Annotated in this window: 15 protein-coding genes and 1 rRNA gene; 4 read left to right on the forward strand and 12 right to left on the reverse strand. The window is 60.6% G+C overall.

The features are described 5' to 3' along the window. Window positions 1–252: 252 nt before the first annotated feature. Complete coding sequence (locus JV551A3_RS01590; protein WP_112251747.1) at window positions 253–1,023, reverse strand: TerC family protein; 771 nt, start codon at window positions 1,021–1,023, stop codon at window positions 253–255. Window positions 1,024–1,094: 71 nt separating this feature from the next. Beyond that, window positions 1,095–2,402 carry a CitMHS family transporter gene (locus JV551A3_RS01595; RefSeq protein WP_015268498.1) on the reverse strand — a complete coding sequence of 436 codons (1,308 nt, stop codon included), beginning with the start codon at window positions 2,400–2,402 and terminating at the stop codon, window positions 1,095–1,097. A 267-nt stretch (window positions 2,403–2,669) separates the two neighbouring features. On the opposite strand from JV551A3_RS01595, the gene JV551A3_RS01600 reads away from it, so the two are divergent. Continuing rightward, complete coding sequence (locus JV551A3_RS01600) at window positions 2,670–3,071, forward strand: GFA family protein (protein WP_133969859.1); 402 nt, start codon at window positions 2,670–2,672, stop codon at window positions 3,069–3,071. A gap of 45 nt (window positions 3,072–3,116) precedes the next feature. Here the strand turns inward: JV551A3_RS01600 and JV551A3_RS01605 are convergent, their stop codons facing one another. From JV551A3_RS01605 to JV551A3_RS01650, 10 genes are all read right to left on the reverse strand, one after another. After that, window positions 3,117–5,072: a DUF7844 domain-containing protein gene (locus JV551A3_RS01605; protein WP_133969860.1), complete on the reverse strand. Its 1,956-nt coding sequence runs from the start codon at window positions 5,070–5,072 to the stop codon at window positions 3,117–3,119. Continuing rightward, a complete protein-coding gene (locus JV551A3_RS01610) occupies window positions 5,069–5,389 on the reverse strand; it encodes a DUF2388 domain-containing protein (RefSeq protein ID WP_003256970.1) in 321 nt (106 codons plus the stop codon). Before JV551A3_RS01610 ends, JV551A3_RS01605 begins: the two co-directional genes overlap by 4 nt. A gap of 37 nt (window positions 5,390–5,426) precedes the next feature. After that, the gene (locus JV551A3_RS01615; protein ID WP_025337246.1) at window positions 5,427–5,720 is read right to left on the reverse strand and encodes a DUF2388 domain-containing protein; all 294 of its coding nucleotides are present in this window, start codon (window positions 5,718–5,720) and stop codon (window positions 5,427–5,429) included. A gap of 88 nt (window positions 5,721–5,808) precedes the next feature. After that, entirely contained in the window at window positions 5,809–6,126 is a 318-nt protein-coding gene (locus JV551A3_RS01620) for a DUF2388 domain-containing protein (protein ID WP_133969861.1), read from the reverse strand. 305 nt (window positions 6,127–6,431) lie between these two features. Next, entirely contained in the window at window positions 6,432–6,647 is a 216-nt protein-coding gene (locus tag JV551A3_RS01625) for a DUF1127 domain-containing protein (protein ID WP_112251752.1), read from the reverse strand. A gap of 393 nt (window positions 6,648–7,040) precedes the next feature. Next, complete coding sequence (locus JV551A3_RS01630) at window positions 7,041–8,534, reverse strand: acetyl-CoA hydrolase/transferase family protein (protein WP_112251753.1); 1,494 nt, start codon at window positions 8,532–8,534, stop codon at window positions 7,041–7,043. A gap of 186 nt (window positions 8,535–8,720) precedes the next feature. Beyond that, on the reverse strand, window positions 8,721–10,157 hold the full coding sequence (locus JV551A3_RS01635) for an NAD(P)(+) transhydrogenase (Re/Si-specific) subunit beta (RefSeq protein ID WP_015268505.1): 1,437 nt from the start codon (window positions 10,155–10,157) through the stop codon (window positions 8,721–8,723). A gap of 2 nt (window positions 10,158–10,159) precedes the next feature. After that, window positions 10,160–10,474: an NAD(P) transhydrogenase subunit alpha part 2 gene (locus JV551A3_RS01640; protein ID WP_003256966.1), complete on the reverse strand. Its 315-nt coding sequence runs from the start codon at window positions 10,472–10,474 to the stop codon at window positions 10,160–10,162. Between the two features lie 11 nt (window positions 10,475–10,485). Next, complete coding sequence (locus JV551A3_RS01645) at window positions 10,486–11,607, reverse strand: Re/Si-specific NAD(P)(+) transhydrogenase subunit alpha (RefSeq protein ID WP_133969862.1); 1,122 nt, start codon at window positions 11,605–11,607, stop codon at window positions 10,486–10,488. Between the two features lie 437 nt (window positions 11,608–12,044). After that, window positions 12,045–12,944, reverse strand: coding sequence for a LysR family transcriptional regulator (locus JV551A3_RS01650; RefSeq protein ID WP_133969863.1), 900 nt, complete (start codon window positions 12,942–12,944; stop codon window positions 12,045–12,047). A gap of 161 nt (window positions 12,945–13,105) precedes the next feature. Between JV551A3_RS01650 and JV551A3_RS01655 the strand changes: the two genes are divergently transcribed. From JV551A3_RS01655 to JV551A3_RS01665, 3 genes are all read left to right on the forward strand, one after another. After that, window positions 13,106–14,287 carry an acyl-CoA dehydrogenase gene (locus JV551A3_RS01655; RefSeq protein ID WP_133969864.1) on the forward strand — a complete coding sequence of 394 codons (1,182 nt, stop codon included), beginning with the start codon at window positions 13,106–13,108 and terminating at the stop codon, window positions 14,285–14,287. A 14-nt stretch (window positions 14,288–14,301) separates the two neighbouring features. Further along, entirely contained in the window at window positions 14,302–15,522 is a 1,221-nt protein-coding gene (locus JV551A3_RS01660; protein ID WP_133969865.1) for a CaiB/BaiF CoA transferase family protein, read from the forward strand. A gap of 567 nt (window positions 15,523–16,089) precedes the next feature. Beyond that, window positions 16,090–16,584: ribosomal RNA gene (locus JV551A3_RS01665) — 16S ribosomal RNA — on the forward strand; the annotation flags it as partial.

Here is a 16,584-nt window from a genome sequence, read left to right on the forward strand (position 1 = left end):
TTTGCGCAGCTGTCGCCAGCTTCGCATGGCTGCCATTTATTTGAAACACACTGCAAATGAATGATTGCCTGTGCTGGCCTCTTCGCGGGCGCGCCCGCTCCCACAAATACCACACCACCTTAAGGGCCTGTGCTATCCCTGTGGGAGCGGGCGTGCCCGCGAAGAGGCCAGTACAGCAATCGGCATAATTCAGTAATCCGGGCATGAAAAAGGGCCCTGCGAAGGGCCCTTTGTGTCCTGCACTTCCTGATCTTATTGACCCGGAATGTCCTTGCGCAGTTTCACTGGGTCATGCTCTTTTCCGTTCTTGCGGGCCAAGGCAGTGCGCATGCGAATGTTGATGGCTTCCACTGCCAGCGAGAACGCCATGGCGAAGTAGACGTAGCCTTTCGGCACATGCACGTCGAAGGCTTCGGCAATCAGCACGGTACCGACCACGATCAGGAAAGAAAGTGCGAGCATCTTCAGCGACGGGTGCTTGTCGATGAAGTCACTGATGGCGCCTGCGCACAGCATCATTACCAGCACGGCGACGATGATCGCGGCGATCATTACCGGTACGTGGGACACCATGCCCACTGCAGTGATCACCGAGTCCAGCGAGAACACGATGTCGATGATGGCGATCTGGATGATGGTATAGAAGAACTTGCCACCTGCACCTTTCGGCTCTTCCGCGTTCTCGTCCTCGCCTTCCAGGCCGTGGTAGATCTCTTGCGAGCTTTTCCACAGCAGGAAAAGGCCACCAAAGAACAGGATCAGGTCACGCCCGGAGATGCCCTGGCCAAGGACCACGAACAGGTCGGCGGTAAGGCGCATTACCCAGGTGATCGAGAGCAGCAGCATGATACGGGTGACCATGGCCAGGGCCAGGCCGAAGATCCGGGTGCGCGGCTGCATGTGCTTGGGCATGCGGCTGACCAGAATCGAGATCATGATGATGTTGTCGATACCGAGGACGATCTCAAGCGCGGTAAGGGTAAAAAAGGCAACCCAGATTTCCGGGCTGGTCAGCCATTCCATTTGTTTTCCTTCGAACGGTAAAGGCGACGCGCCCGTATCAGGGCGCGTTGCGTTAGGGAAATACGCGTTTATTAAAGACTACTGAACAGCGGGAAAATGCCCATCAGCAGCGCGGCGAGCATTATGCACAGGCACACCAGCACTGCCCACTTCAAGGTGAAGCGCTGATGATCGCCGAACTCGATGCCGGCCAGGGCCACCAGCAGGTAGGTGGAGGGTACCAGGGGGCTGAGCAGGTGTACCGGCTGCCCGACGATCGACGCACGGGCCATTTCCACCGGGCTGATGCCGTAGTGGCTGGCAGCTTCGGCCAGCACCGGCAGCACGCCGTAGTAGAACGCGTCGTTGGACATGAAGAAGGTGAACGGCATGCTCACGATCGCGGTGATCACCGCCAGGTATGGGCCCAGCGCCTCGGGGATGACCGACAGCAGGCTCTTGGACATGGCGTCGACCATGCCGGTGCCCGACAGTATGCCGGTGAAGATGCCGGCGGCAAAGATCAGCCCGGTGACCGCCAGCACGCTGCCGGCGTGGGCGGCGATGCGGTCTTTCTGCTGCTGCAGGCACGGGTAGTTGACGATCATGGCGATACTGAAGGCGATCATGAACAGCACGGGCAACGGCAGCACGCCGGCGATCAGCGCGACCATCAGGGCTGCGGTCAGGGCACCGTTGAAGTACAGCAGTTTTGGCCGGCGCGCGTCCGGGTACTGCGAAACGGTGATTTCGCTGTGGTCGATGTCGTCGGTGGGCAGGTGCAATTCGCCCAAGCGGGCACGTTCGCGCTTTCCGTACATGTAGGCGATGGCCAGGATCGCCAGCACGCCGAACAGCATGGCCGGGATCATCGGTACGAAGATGTCCGACGGGTCCACGTGCAGTGCGCTGGCGGCGCGAGCGGTCGGGCCACCCCAGGGGGTCATGTTCATCACCCCGCCGGCGAGAATGATCAGGCCGGCCATGATCCGCGGGCTCATGCCCAGGCGGCTGTACATCGGCAGCATGGCGGCGCAGCAAATCATGTAGGTGGTGGCGCCGTCACCGTCGAGCGAGACCACCAGGGCCAGTACTGCGGTACCGACGGAGACTTTCAGCGGGTCACCCTTGACCAGCTTGAGGATCTTGCGCACGGCCGGGTCGAACAGGCCGGAGTCGATCATCAGGGCGAAATAGAGGATGGCGAACATCAGCATCACGCCGGTAGGTGCGAGCTTGCTGATGCCCTCGAGCATCATCGGGCCGATCTTGGCGGAAAAACCGCCGAACAGGGCGAACAGGATCGGTACCAGGATCAGCGCGATCAAGGCCGACAGGCGCTTGGTCATGATCAGGTACATGAAGGTGATGACCATGGCAAAGCCGAGGAAGGTCAGCATGGCAATACTCCAGGCGTGGCGCGGCGAAAGGAAAGTCGATTCGGGCGGATCAGCGCGTTTGGCGCTGTGCGTGGAGCATGCGGAGGGAGGCTACGGAAAATCGGGCACAGGAATACATCAGAATCACCATTGTTGTTGTTGATTGGGCCGGGCGCGGTGGTTACCGGGTGCCCTGGCTGACCGGTCTTGTGCCGGTAGTGGGGGCTATCCTATGAGGGCAAGCTTTCAGCCAGCTTTCGCCGAAGCAAAGGCGACGAGAGGTAGGTGATGCAGGATGTGACCGAGGGTGGCTGCCATTGTGGCGCCTTGCGTTATCGGTTGGAGGGCGACCTGACGGACATTGCCCATTGCCATTGTTCGATCTGTCGGCGGGTCAGCGGCGGGCTTGTGGTGACCTGGCTCACCCTGCCCCGCTCGGGGTTCCAGTGGCTGGCAGGCGAGCCGAACTGCTATGTGGCACCGGCCAGCTGCAGCCGGTACTTCTGTGGGCATTGCGGGGCGCATGTGGCATTGGTGACTACACATAGCCCGGAGACGGTGGATGTGACGGTAGCGACGCTGGACCACCCGGAACGGGTGCGGGCCAATCGGCATATCTGGGTGGCTAGCCGGTTGCCTTGGCTTCACCTGGATGAGGATTTGCCTTCGGAGGCGGAGGAAAACCTGTAAGAGATTGTGTTGGTGCTGCCGGCGATAGGGCCGGTGCAGCCATCATCACAACTGCAGGCCACCGGCAGCCTTGTGCAGCGCCCGCAGATGCTCGCCCACCTGCTTCACATTGGCTTCCACTGCCGCAATCTCCCTGGCCCGCGACGGCTCCAGCAGCGCCCTCACCTCTTTGTCCAGGCTGGTGCTCAAGCGCAGCAACTGCGCTTGCCGCTCGCTGCTGACCTGCTCCAGGTGCTTGCGCTCCTGCGGCTGCGGCAGCCCGTAGCCCTTGCTGTCGAGCAGCTCTGCCGGGCGGCTGAGGAAACCACTGTTGGCAAGCATCTGCCTGAGGGTCGCATCGGCCTTGCTGACGCTGCCATCGTTCAGCGCAGCGGCGTTCAGGTAGCGCTGCTTGACCTCATCCTGAGCCAGCAGCAGTTGCCGGCGCAAGCTGGCCTGTTCAAGCAGCAGCAAGGCGGCGCTGGTGCGCAGGTCAGCCTGGGCGAACCAGCCCCGCCGTTGTTCGGCATCCAGGGCCAGCCAGTCTTCGACCTTGGCCTGCTTGATTGGCAGCTGTTTCTTCAATACCTCGAACATGGCCTGGTAACGGTCGCGGTAAGAATCGAAGCGATAACCCAGGCGCAGCGCCTCGCGGGGGTCGTCGAGCACGCTGGTGTCGGCCAGCCCCCTGCCCTTGAGCACGGCCAGCAGGCCATTGGGCATGATGCTGTCGAGGTCGTTCAGGCGTGGGTTGGCGGTGCCGCTGCGCAGCAGCTTCAACGACTCTACTGCGCAGTTGTTGGACAGGAACCAGTAGTTGCCGTCGTAGCTCCAGTGCATCTCGGCGGCCTGGCGCACCAGGTTCTCGATCTCCTCGCGATTGAGCCGCAAGGGCACCGACGCCAGGCTGCGCAGTTCGGTCTTGGTGTATTCGTCGATCACCTGGCCCAGCGGCAGCACGAACAGGCGCGAGGGATAGGCGCCGACCAGGCCGTCCCAGCTGGAAAGCTGCACATCGTTGACGAAGGCTCGGTACGACAGCACCAGGCTCTGGTCGAGGTCCAGACGGCAGTCCGGCCCGCGTGGGCGGCCCGGCTTGCAGATCACCAGGCGCAGCATGCTGTGGCCCCAGCGGCTGACCAGGTTCTGGTTGGCTTCGGCCAGCAGGTAGTCCACCTCATAGACCCGCTCGGGGTCGATTTCGCCCAGTGGCTGGCGGGCGAAGTCGCTGCCGGCATTGATGAACGGCAGTCCCTTGGCGCAAGTGTCCTGTTGTGGTGCCCAGCCGAAGTGTTCGCGCAGGTACTGGTTCAGCGCCGGACGGCGGCAGCCGTAGCTCGGGTCGAGGAGGAAGTACTCCATGTTGACCGCGATGTACTCCTTTGGGCTGCTCAGTTCATAGCTGTCGGGGCTGCGCACGAACTGGCCGTTGTGCTGCTCGCGCTCGCCGCGTCGGCCCACGTACTGCTGCCAGCCGGCCAGGTCGAGCAGGCGCGGGTCGTCGCTGAGGGTGAAGCGGCGTTCGGCCTGGCCACGGCATGCTTCTGGCAGGCCGACCTTGCCCAACGTACCTTGCTGGCGCTTGCAGCGGGCGATCAGCGCGTTCTCGGCGCTGGGCCACAGCCGGGCACGGTCGTAGATATGGGTGAGTTCGTGCAGCACGGTGGCCAGCAGTTCTTCTCGCACCGTGCCATGTGGGCGGTTGGTGCGCTCGGTGGCAGCACTGCCATCGGTGAGGCTGGGCAGCAGCCGGCGATTGAGTTCGAGGGTAGATACCAGCGATGCCTGGCCATAAGCGTCGGCCGGCATGTTGTCGCTCCAGCTGACCCGCACGCGGCGGTTCAACTGTTGCTTGAAGCCAGGGGGCAGCTTGCCCATGGCTTCGTCGAGCAGAGCCTGAGTGGCTTTGGCCTGCTGCGAGTCAAGGCCGGACGCCTGCAGCTCAAGCTGCAGGTCGGCCAAGGCGGGCGTGCCGAGCAGCGTCAGGGCGCAGCCGAGCAGCCAGGCGCGCACGCGGTTCACAGCGCGAGGATGGCTTCAGCCAGTACCTGGTCGCTGGCATCGCGCGCTTGCGGCACGCGCTCGCGCAGGGTGTTGAAGGCGGCCTCGAGTTGGGCGCCGCGAATGTCGCCGTTGCTGGCGACGAAGCTGGCGGCATCGTCATGGGCTTCGCGCACCACTTTGGAGTCGCGAATCGAAGTGGTGGTGTCAGAGGTGAAATCGATCGAACGGCCAAAGGCCCGCACGATGATGTTGCTGGTGGCCACCAGGGTCTGTGCCTGGGCCAGGTCGGCCAGCAGCAACATGCCGAGGGTAGCGGCAATCAGCGGTTTACGCATGGAGCATCTCCGAAAAAATACAGGGAGTCAGATGTAGTTATTGGACGAGAATTGCCTGCGCCAGTTCCAGATCGCCGACGGTATGCCGAGCGCAATTGTGGCGTAATGATTCCAGCGCCGCCTCCAGCCGTGCACCGCGGATCTGGCCGTCGCTGGCGACAAAGGCAGCGGCATCGTCCTGGGCCTGGCGGACCAGTTTGCGGTCGAACGGTGCGGTGGTGACCTGGCTGGTGACATAGCCGGTGATGACCAGGCTTTGCGTAGTGGTATCCATGGCATGGGCGCTGGCCATGCCAACAACGGAGAACAGCAACGGCAACAGATAACGCATGGGCTCTACAACAGCTGGAAACGTGGGTGGCAAAGGTGGATAAGGCTGTGCTGGTGATAAGCAGCACAGCCGAACGGCTCAGCCGATGTCAGAGCGCCAGGATGGCCTGGGCCAGTTGTGCGTCGCTGGCCTGCAGGGCTGGCATCTGCGAGCGGATGTGCAGGAAAGCACTTTCCAGTTTGGCGCCACGGATGTCGCCCTGGCTGCCAACGAAGCTGGCGGCGTCGTCACGGGCGGCCTGGACGATCTTGTCGTCACGGAACGAGGAGGAAATATCGGAAGTTGCATCGGTGGACGCGGCTACCGCGCCAACGACGGCGTCGGTGGTGACAACGAAGCTGGTGGCGTTTACGGTGCCGGCCAGGCTCAGCAACAGGGCGGCGCCAATCAGGTATTTACGGGACATGATCGTGGACTCCTGGACTAGGGTCGGGGGGTTCTGCTTTATCGGACGCTCGCACAGCTCGTCGCGGTACTTTTCAACAGTGCTTCTACCAGACTGTTACGCCAAGCGTATCACGCGCCGGTGTTTCTGGATGTTAATGAACAGCGCGCCAATAAACTGTTCTGGTTTGTTTTTAGATTTTTCAAACTGTACATGTTTGCCCGTAAAAGGCTCTGGAATGCCACCTGCAAACAAAAAACCCGTCGCAGTCACCTGCAACGGGTTTTGGGAATTCGCGGTGCCGGCCGAAGCCGGCAAGCCGGAGCTTAGCGCCAGAAAGGCTTGCTCAGCTCTTCGTAACGCTGCGACTCGCTGATACCAGCGTCAGCCAGCAGGCGGGCATCCAGGCGAGCCAGTTGACGGCGGCTGGCCATACGGCGCTGCCACAGCAGCAGGGTAGACAGGGCGCGCAGCGGCAGCGAAGTGTTGGACTGCTGGGCGTTGCTTTCGAAAACCAGACCGGAACTGAGGGTACGTTCCATGATGCTTCATCCTTCCGCTTATGGCGGGATTAGGTAGTGATTTAACTGATGCCAATGATCCTCCTCTGTCGTCCATAACAGTAGATACAGTTCGGTTGAAAGACGATGGTCCAGTTAACTGTGTAACCCTACTGTTGCACTCGAAATAGGCGCAACTGTACTGGTCCGCACTTGTTTGGTGCGTTATGGCTTCGGTGAAGAGATTTTTCGGGCGGAAGAGCTAAAAACAACCAGTACAGTAGTACAGTTTTTTCCAGAAAACTATGGGTGCTGTAATGCTGGCCCCTGTAGGAGCGGCCTTGTGTCGCGAAAGGGCCGCAAAGCGGCCCCAGGATCACAAGGATAAAGACCGGAACAGCGGAAGCAGGGCCGCCGTTCCGTACCACAACTGGATCAGCTAGCCAGCATGCGCCCGGTTTCTTCCAGGTTCTCGTGCCAGCTCAGGGCTTCACGCAGGATGTGCGGGGTATGGCCGCCACGCTGGCAGGCGCGATCGAAGTAGTCGTTCAGCGCTGCGCGATAGTCCGGGTGCACACAGTTGTCGATGATCGCCCGGGCGCGCTCACGTGGCGCCAGGCCACGCAGGTCGGCCAGGCCTTGCTCGGTGACCAGGATGTCAACGTCGTGCTCGGTATGGTCGACATGGCTGACCATCGGCACCACGCTGGAAATCGCGCCACCCTTGGCAATCGACTTGGTGACGAACACAGCCAGGTGTGCGTTACGAGCGAAGTCACCCGAGCCGCCGATGCCGTTCATCATCCTGGTGCCGCAGACATGGGTGGAGTTGACGTTGCCGTAGATGTCGAACTCCAGCGCGGTATTGATACCGATGATGCCCAGGCGACGAACCACTTCCGGGTGGTTGGAAATTTCCTGCGGGCGCAGAACCAGCTTGTCCTTGTAACGCTCCAGGTTGCCGAACACGTCGGCGTTGCGGCGGGTCGACAAGGTGATCGAGCTGCCCGAGGCGAAACTCAGCTTGCCGGCGTCGATCAGGTCGAAGGTGGAATCCTGCAGTACTTCGGAGTACATGGTCAGGTCTTCGAACGGCGACTCGATCAGGCCGCACATCACTGCGTTGGCGATGCTGCCGATACCGGCCTGCAGCGGGCCAAGCTTGTTGGTCATGCGGCCAGCTTCGACTTCTTTCTTGAGGAAGTTGATCAGGTGGTCGGCGATACCCTGGGTTTCGTCATCCGGCGGCAATACGGTGGACGGCGAGTCCGGCTGGTCGCTGATGACGATGCCGACGATCTTGGCCGGGTCGATCGGGATGGCGGTGCTGCCGATACGGTCGTCGACCTTGACCAGCGGGATTGGCGTGCGGGTCGGGCGGTAGGTCGGGATATAGATGTCGTGCAGGCCTTCGAGGTTGGTGTTGTGCGAGAGGTTGATCTCGACAATTACCTGCTTGGCGAAGATCGCGAAGCTGGCCGAGTTGCCCACCGAGGTGGTTGGCACGATGTGGCCCTGCTCGGTGATGGCCACGGCTTCGATGACCGCGATGTCCGGCAGCTTCAGTTGCTGGTTGCGCAACTGCTCGACGGTTTCCGACAGGTGCTGGTCGATGAACATCACCTGGCCGTCGTTGATGGCCTTGCGCAGGGTGCTGTCGACCTGGAACGGCATGCGGCGAGCCAGTACGCCAGCCTCGGTCAGTTGCTTGTCCAGGTCGTTGCCCAGGCTGGCGCCGGTCATCAGGCTGATTTTCAGTGGCGACTGCTTGGCACGTTCGGCCAGTGCATGTGGTACGGCCTTGGCTTCGCCGGCGCGGGTGAAACCGCTCATGCCGACGGTCATGCCATCCTCGATCAGACCAGCGGCATCAGCCGCACTCATTACCTTGCTGTGCAGGGAGGACAAGCGGATACGATCACGGTACATGGATTGTTATCTCGGGCTACTGAAACTACTGCAGCGCAGTCTAGAGACTTCGCCCCCTGCCGTCCCACGACCATGGTCGTATGAGGAGCCTTGGAATAGAGCCGTTGATCCGGATCAATAAAAGAAAAGCCCCGGCAGATTCTGACCGGGGCTTCCTTTATATCAGCTGGTTTGCAGCGGCCGTTGTCACTCCACCGCCTTCACCATGTCTTCGATGACCTTCTTGGCGTCGCCGAACACCATCATGGTCTTGTCGAGGTAGAACAGTTCGTTGTCCAGGCCGGCATAGCCGCTGGCCATCGAGCGTTTGTTGACGATGATGGTCTTGGCCTTGAACGCTTCGAGGATAGGCATGCCTGCGATCGGCGACTTGGGATCGTTCTTCGCCGCCGGGTTGACCACATCGTTGGCGCCCAGCACCAGCACTACATCGGCCTGGCCGAACTCGGCGTTGATGTCTTCCATCTCGAACACCTGGTCGTATGGCACCTCTGCCTCCGCCAGCAGCACGTTCATGTGCCCGGGCATACGGCCCGCCACCGGGTGGATCGCGTACTTCACGGTCACGCCGTTGTGGCTCAGCTTCTCGGTCAGTTCCTTGAGCGCGTGCTGTGCGCGTGCCACCGCCAGGCCATAGCCTGGGACGATGATCACGCTGTCGGCGTTGCTGAGCAGGAAGGTGGCATCGTCGGCCGAGCCGGACTTCACCGGGCGCTGCTCTTTGGAGCCCTGCGCCGCGCCAGCATCGGTATCACCACCGAAGCCACCGAGGATGACGTTGAAGAACGAACGATTCATCGCCTTGCACATGATGTACGAGAGGATGGCACCGGACGAACCGACCAGGGAGCCTGCGATGATCAGCATCGAGTTGTTCAGCGAGAAGCCGATACCGGCTGCTGCCCAGCCCGAATAGCTGTTGAGCATCGACACCACCACCGGCATGTCGGCGCCCCCGATCGGAATAATGATCAGCACGCCCATGATGAAGGCCAAAACCAGCATCAGGGTGAAGGCGCTGTAGTGGCCAGTAAAGGTGAACAGCAGGCCCAGGGCGATAGTGGTAAGGCCGAGGATCAGGTTCAGCTTGTGCTGGCCGGCGAACTGTACCGGTGCGCCCTGGAACAGGCGGAACTTGTACTTGCCCGACAGCTTGCCGAAGGCGATGACCGAGCCGGAGAAGGTAATGGCACCGATGGCAGCGCCGAGGAACAGTTCCAGGCGGTTGCCGGTGGGGATCGGGTCGCTCATGGCGGCAACGATGCCCATCGATTGCGGTTCCAGCACCGCGGCGATGGCGATGAACACCGCAGCCAGGCCGATCATGCTGTGCATGAAGGCGACCAGCTCCGGCATCTTGGTCATCTCGACCCGCTTGGCCATGATCGAACCGGCGGTGCCGCCGACCAGCAGGCCCACGAGAACGTAGCCGATGCCAGCGGTAGCAAGCTCGGCCCCGAGCTTGTAAATGAGGCCGACCGTAGTGACGATGGCAATCCCCATGCCGATCATGCCGAACAGGTTGCCGCGCCGCGAGGTAGTCGGGTGCGACAGGCCCTTGAGCGCCTGGATGAAGCACACCGAGGCGACGAGGTAGAGGAGCGTTACCAGATTCATGCTCATGCTTACTTCTGCGCCTCGTTCTTGGTTTTCTTCTTGAACATCTCGAGCATGCGACGGGTGACCAGGAAACCACCGAACACGTTGACCGCGGCCAACGCCACTGCAAGGGTGCCCATGAGCTTGCCGGCAGGGGTCACCGTCAGGGCGGCGGCCAGCATGGCGCCGACGATGACGATCGCGGAGATGGCGTTGGTCACGGCCATGAGCGGCGTGTGCAACGCCGGGGTGACGTTCCACACCACGTGGTAGCCCACATAAATGGCCAGCACGAAGATGATCAGGTTGTAGATGCCATGGGATATCAGCATGTCTTCCATTGTCGTGCTCCTTAGCCGTTCTTGCGGACGACCTGACCATCACGGCACATCAGGCAGGCCGCGACGATGTCGTCTTCGAGGTTGATGACCAGCGCGCCGTCCTTGTCGAACAGCAGCTTCATGAAGTCCAGCAGGTTGCGTGCATACAGCGCCGAGGCATCGGCGCCCACCTGGGCCGGCAGGTTGGTCGGGCCGACGATGATCACGCCGTTCTCCTGTACTACCTGGTCGGCGACAGTCAGTGGGCAGTTGCCGCCTTGGGCTGCTGCGAGGTCGATGACCACCGAGCCAGGCTTCATCTGCGCTACGGTTTCGGCGCTGAGCAAGGTCGGTGCCTTGCGCCCCGGGATCAGAGCAGTGGTAATGACGATATCCGCCTGCTTGGCGCGCTCGTGCACGGCCTGGGCTTGGCGCTGCATCCAGCTTGCCGGCATCGGCCGGGCGTAACCGCCGACACCTTCGGCGCACTCGCGCTCTTCATCGGTTTCGTAGGGTACGTCGATGAACTTGGCGCCCAGCGACTCGATCTGCTCCTTCACGGCCGGGCGTACGTCGGACGCCTCGATCACCGCGCCCAGGCGCTTGGCCGTGGCAATGGCCTGCAGGCCGGCAACGCCCGCGCCCAGGATCAGCACGCGCGCGGCCTTTACGGTGCCGGCGGCGGTCATCAGCATGGGCATGAAGCGTGGGTAGTGATGGGCAGCCAGCAACACCGCCTTGTAACCGGCGATATTGGCCTGCGACGACAGCACGTCCAGGCTCTGCGCCCGCGAGGTGCGCGGCGCGGCTTCCAGGGCGAATGCGGTAATGCCGCGCTCGGCCATCTTGCCGATCAGCTCGCTGTTAAAGGGGTTGAGCATGCCCACCAGGAGGCTGCCACTGTTGATCAGGGCCAGTTCCTGGTCGTTGGGGGCGACCACTTTGAGCACCAATTTGGCACCGTAGGCATCGGCTGCACTCCCCAGGGAAGCGCCCACGGCCTCATAGGCACTGTCCGGAATGCTGGCGTTGAGCCCTGCCCCCCGTTGGACGGTGACCTGATGGCCCTGGCCAATCAGTTTCTTGATGGTTTCCGGGGTCGCAGCGACCCTTGTCTCACCGGTCTGCGTCTCGAGAGGAACACCAATGTGCACGACTATTTCTCCTGCGGTGACCTTTTGTCTTTGTAAAAGCCAGCACACTTCGGATGGTGCACTGGGGCGGCTGTGGAGCGCCGACCCGCCGAATCCCGGGCGGGCGAAGCATTTTGCAGACGAAGCCAGGGGCCTTCAACCAGTTCTGAAGCGAAACGAAGTTAAAACTACAAGTCACCCTGTGACCGTATGTCGCAACAGTCAGGCTGCGGCCCGTCAAACATGGGCTATTGGCAGATTAGGAGAAAAAAACAAAAAATTTGCGGTCAATTCGCTTATGGCTTCGTGAATGTCGCAAAATAACCGGCAAAGCCGCGCCGTAAGCAGGGTAAAAGGGGATTTTTGCATCTGCATAACAGTTTATGTAGATGCGACAAATACATATATCTGTAGGTGTTAAAAATAATTGACTACGAGGTCAGCTTTGTCGTGCTCTGTCATGTCTTCGCCGTATATGCCTGGGCCTGACTTACCAGCCAGTCGCGGAAGGCGCGCAGCGAAGCCGACTCAACCTTGCGTTCCGGAATCATCAGATAGTAGGCCTTGTCACTACTCAGGGCATGCCTGTTAGCGACCACCAACCTACCCTCCTCCAACTCGCGCTGTATCAGGAACGGCGGAATCAGGGCGATGCCCATCTCATGCATGGCCGCCTGGGCGAGCATCGAGAATAGTTCATAGCGCGGGCCTGTCATGTCGCGTTCCACATTCATGCCGACGCTGCCGAACCATTGCCGCCAGGCATAGGGACGCGTGCTCTGCTGCAGCAGTGGCAGTTGGGCAATGCGCAGCGCGTCGAGTGCGCCCTGCCCGTCCAGCAGCGCCGGGCTGCACACCGGTACCGGGTTTTCCCCCATCAGCCGGTGCGACTGCGTGCCGGACCAGTCGGCATCGCCGAAATAGATAGCGGCATCGAAGGTGGTGTCGGCAAACAGGAATGGCCGGGTGCGGTTGGTGAGGTTGACGGTGACCTCCGGGTGACGCTGCTGGAAGTCCTTGAGCCGCGGAAGCAGCCATTGGGTACCGAAGGTGGGCACCACGGCCAGCTCGATCACGTTGGCGCCCTGCTGGCGCATTACCGACAAGGTATCGCGCTCTACCGCGTCCAGTTGGGCGGCCACCTGCCGACTATAGGACAGGCCGGCTTCGGTCAGCTTCACGCCGCGGCGCGAGCGGCGGAATAGCTCCACATTAAGGAAGGCTTCCAGGCCACCTATCTGCCGACAGACGGCGCCTTGGGTCAGGGCAAGTTCCTGGGCGGCCTTGGTAAAGCTCTCGTTGCGCGCCGCTGCCTCGAAGCATATCAGGGCGGTGGTGCTGGGGATCTTGCGACGCATGTACGTCAACCTCACTCGTCAGGCTGTCAATATGGCGTTTTGCCGATTTACGAAGTGACAAATTATCACTAATTGGTGCGCAATCCTCGTTTGTCCCGGCGGACGATCAGGCCTAGGCTCAAAGGCACAAGAAACTGCCCACTATTTCGAGGATTTCGCTCATGGCCGGTAAAGCAAGCTTCAACTGGATCGACCCGCTGTTGCTCGATCAGCAGCTCACTGAAGAAGAGCGCATGGTGCGTGACAGCGCTTATCAGTTCGCCCAGGACAAGCTGGCCCCGCGCGTGCTCGAGGCCTTCCGTCATGAGCAGACCGACCCGGCGATCTTCCGTGAAATGGGCGAGGTCGGGTTGCTGGGCGCCACCATTCCCGAGCAATACGGTGGCAGTGGCCTGAACTACGTGTGCTATGGCCTGATTGCTCGCGAGGTAGAGCGTATCGACTCGGGTTATCGTTCGATGATGAGCGTGCAGTCGTCGCTGGTGATGGTGCCAATCAACGAGTTCGGTACCGAGGCACAAAAGCAGAAGTACCTGCCCAAACTGGCTAGCGGCGAATGGATCGGTTGCTTCGGCCTGACCGAGCCTAACCACGGCTCCGACCCGGGTTCGATGATCACTCGTGCCCGGAAGGTCGACGGCGGCTACCGTCTGAGCGGCAGCAAGATGTGGATCACCAACAGCCCGATCGCCGATGTATTCGTGGTATGGGCCAAGGACGATGCAGGTGATATCCGCGGATTTGTCCTGGAAAAGGGTTGGGAGGGCCTCAGTGCGCCGGCGATTCACGGCAAGGTCGGCCTGCGCGCCTCGATCACTGGCGAAATCGTCATGGACAATGTGTTCGTGCCAGAGGAAAACATCTTCCCGGATGTACGCGGCCTCAAAGGCCCGTTCACCTGCCTGAACTCCGCCCGTTATGGCATCTCGTGGGGTGCGCTGGGCGCCGCGGAAGCCTGCTGGCACACCGCGCGTCAGTACACCCTTGACCGTCACCAGTTCGGTCGTCCGTTGGCTGCCAACCAGCTGATCCAGAAGAAACTGGCCGACATGCAGACCGAGATTACCCTGGCCCTGCAGGGCTGTCTGCGTCTGGGGCGGATGAAGGACGAAGGCACGGCTGCAGTGGAGATAACGTCGATCATGAAGCGCAACTCCTGCGGCAAGGCGCTCGATATTGCCCGTATGGCGCGTGACATGCTGGGTGGCAATGGTATTTCCGATGAGTTCGGCGTGGCCCGCCACCTGGTTAACCTGGAAGTGGTCAACACCTACGAAGGTACCCACGATGTGCATGCGCTGATCCTGGGGCGTGCGCAGACTGGTATCCAGGCCTTCTATTGATAAGGAGCCAGCCCATGGGCGCGCTATCACATCTGCGGGTGCTGGACCTTTCTCGCGTGTTGGCCGGCCCATGGTCTGGCCAGATTCTCGCTGATCTTGGCGCTGATGTGATCAAGGTCGAGCGCCCTGGCAGTGGTGACGATACCCGTTCGTGGGGGCCGCCCTTCCTCAAGGATGCCGGGGGTGAGAACACCAGTGAGGCGGCCTATTACTTGTCGGCCAACCGCAACAAGCGCTCGGTGACCATCGACTTCACCCAGGCCGAGGGGCAGCGCCTGGTGCGTGAACTGGCGGCGAAGTCCGATATCGTCATCGAGAACTTCAAGGTAGGCGGATTGGCTGCCTATGGCCTGGACTACCAGAGCCTGAAGGCGATAAACCCGCAGCTTATCTATTGTTCCATTACGGGGTTTGGCCAGACGGGGCCTTATGCCAAACGCGCGGGTTATGACTTCATGATCCAGGGGCTGGGCGGGCTGATGAGCCTGACCGGCCGCCCGGAGGGTGAAGAAGGTGCGGGGCCGGTCAAGGTCGGGGTGGCGTTGACTGATATCCTTACCGGGTTGTATTCAACTGTGGCAATCCTCGCTGCCCTCGCCCATCGCGAGCAGACCGGGGTGGGCCAGCATGTCGACATGGCGCTGCTGGATGTGCAGGTGGCCTGCCTTGCGAACCAGGCGATGAATTATCTGACCACGGGCAACCCTCCTCGTCGTCTGGGTAATGCGCACCCCAATATCGTGCCTTATCAGGATTTTCCGACGGCGGATGGCGACTTCATCCTTACCGTGGGCAACGATAGCCAGTTCCGCAAGTTCGCCGAGGTGGCCGGGCAGCCGCAATGGGCGGACGACCCGCGTTTCGTTACCAACAAGCTGCGGGTGGCCAACCGGGCCGAGCTGATTCCTTTGATTCGCCAGGCCACCGTCTTCAAGAGCACGGCGGAGTGGGTGAGCCAACTGGAGGCAGCAGGGGTGCCGTGCGGGCCTATCAATGACCTGGCGCAGATGTTCCAGGACCCGCAGGTGCTGGCGCGCGGATTGGCGGTAAGTATTCCGCATCCGCTGGCGGGGAGTGTGCCGCAGGTGGCGAGCCCGATACGGCTGTCGGAGACGCCGGTTGAGTACCGTCGCGCGCCGCCGCTGCTGGGTGAGCATACCGAGGCGGTGCTGGAGGATGTATTGGGGCTGGATACCGGTGAGGTGCAGCGGCTGCGCAGTACTGGTGTGCTTTAAGGGCGTTTGGCCTTGGTGAAAAGCGGGGAGGCCGTCAGGCCTCCCCGCTTTGCTTTTCAGCGATATCGAGGTTTCTTGTAATTAAGGGTTGACGCGGTTTTGAATCCCCTTATAATGCGCCCCACTTCCGACGTAGTCGAAGCGCAAAACTTCTTGAAAATCAATTAGTTAGGCGATTCAGGTAGTATCGGGAGTGCTTCGGTCGCTAGATCGCAGTGGTTGAGATGATGGTTGACAGCGCTTCTAAACGCTGTATGATTCGCCTCCCGCTACGAGAGATCGCAGCGAGTCAAGTGTTTGAAGCTAAACGAGTTTCTCGCAAAAAACTTCAAAATTAACGCTTGACAGCAAATGAGGAAAGCGTAGAATGCGCGCCTCGGTTGAGACGAAAAGCTCTTAACCAAACGCTCTTTAACAAATCGAGTCAAGCAATTCGTGTGGGTGCTTGTGAGTACGGACTGATAGTCACAAAGATTATCAGCATCACAAGTGGCCATGCGAGAAATCACATAGTCATTTGAGATTGCTGAGCCAAGTTTAGGGTTTCTTAAAAACCCAAGCAGTATTGAACTGAAGAGTTTGATCATGGCTCAGATTGAACGCTGGCGGCAGGCCTAACACATGCAAGTCGAGCGGATGACGGGAGCTTGCTCCTTGATTCAGCGGCGGACGGGTGAGTAATGCCTAGGAATCTGCCTGGTAGTGGGGGACAACGTTTCGAAAGGAACGCTAATACCGCATACGTCCTACGGGAGAAAGCAGGGGACCTTCGGGCCTTGCGCTATCAGATGAGCCTAGGTCGGATTAGCTAGTTGGTGGGGTAATGGCTCACCAAGGCGACGATCCGTAACTGGTCTGAGAGGATGATCAGTCACACTGGAACTGAGACACGGTCCAGACTCCTACGGGAGGCAGCAGTGGGGAATATTGGACAATGGGCGAAAGCCTGATCCAGCCATGCCGCGTGTGTGAAGAAGGTCTTCGGATTGTAAAGCACTTTAAGTTGGGAGGAAGGGCAGTAAGTTAATACCTTGCTGTTTTGACGTTACCGACAGAATAAGC

The organism is Pseudomonas inefficax (assembly GCF_900277125.1).
GTDB classification, from domain to species: Bacteria; Pseudomonadota; Gammaproteobacteria; order Pseudomonadales; family Pseudomonadaceae; genus Aquipseudomonas; species Aquipseudomonas inefficax.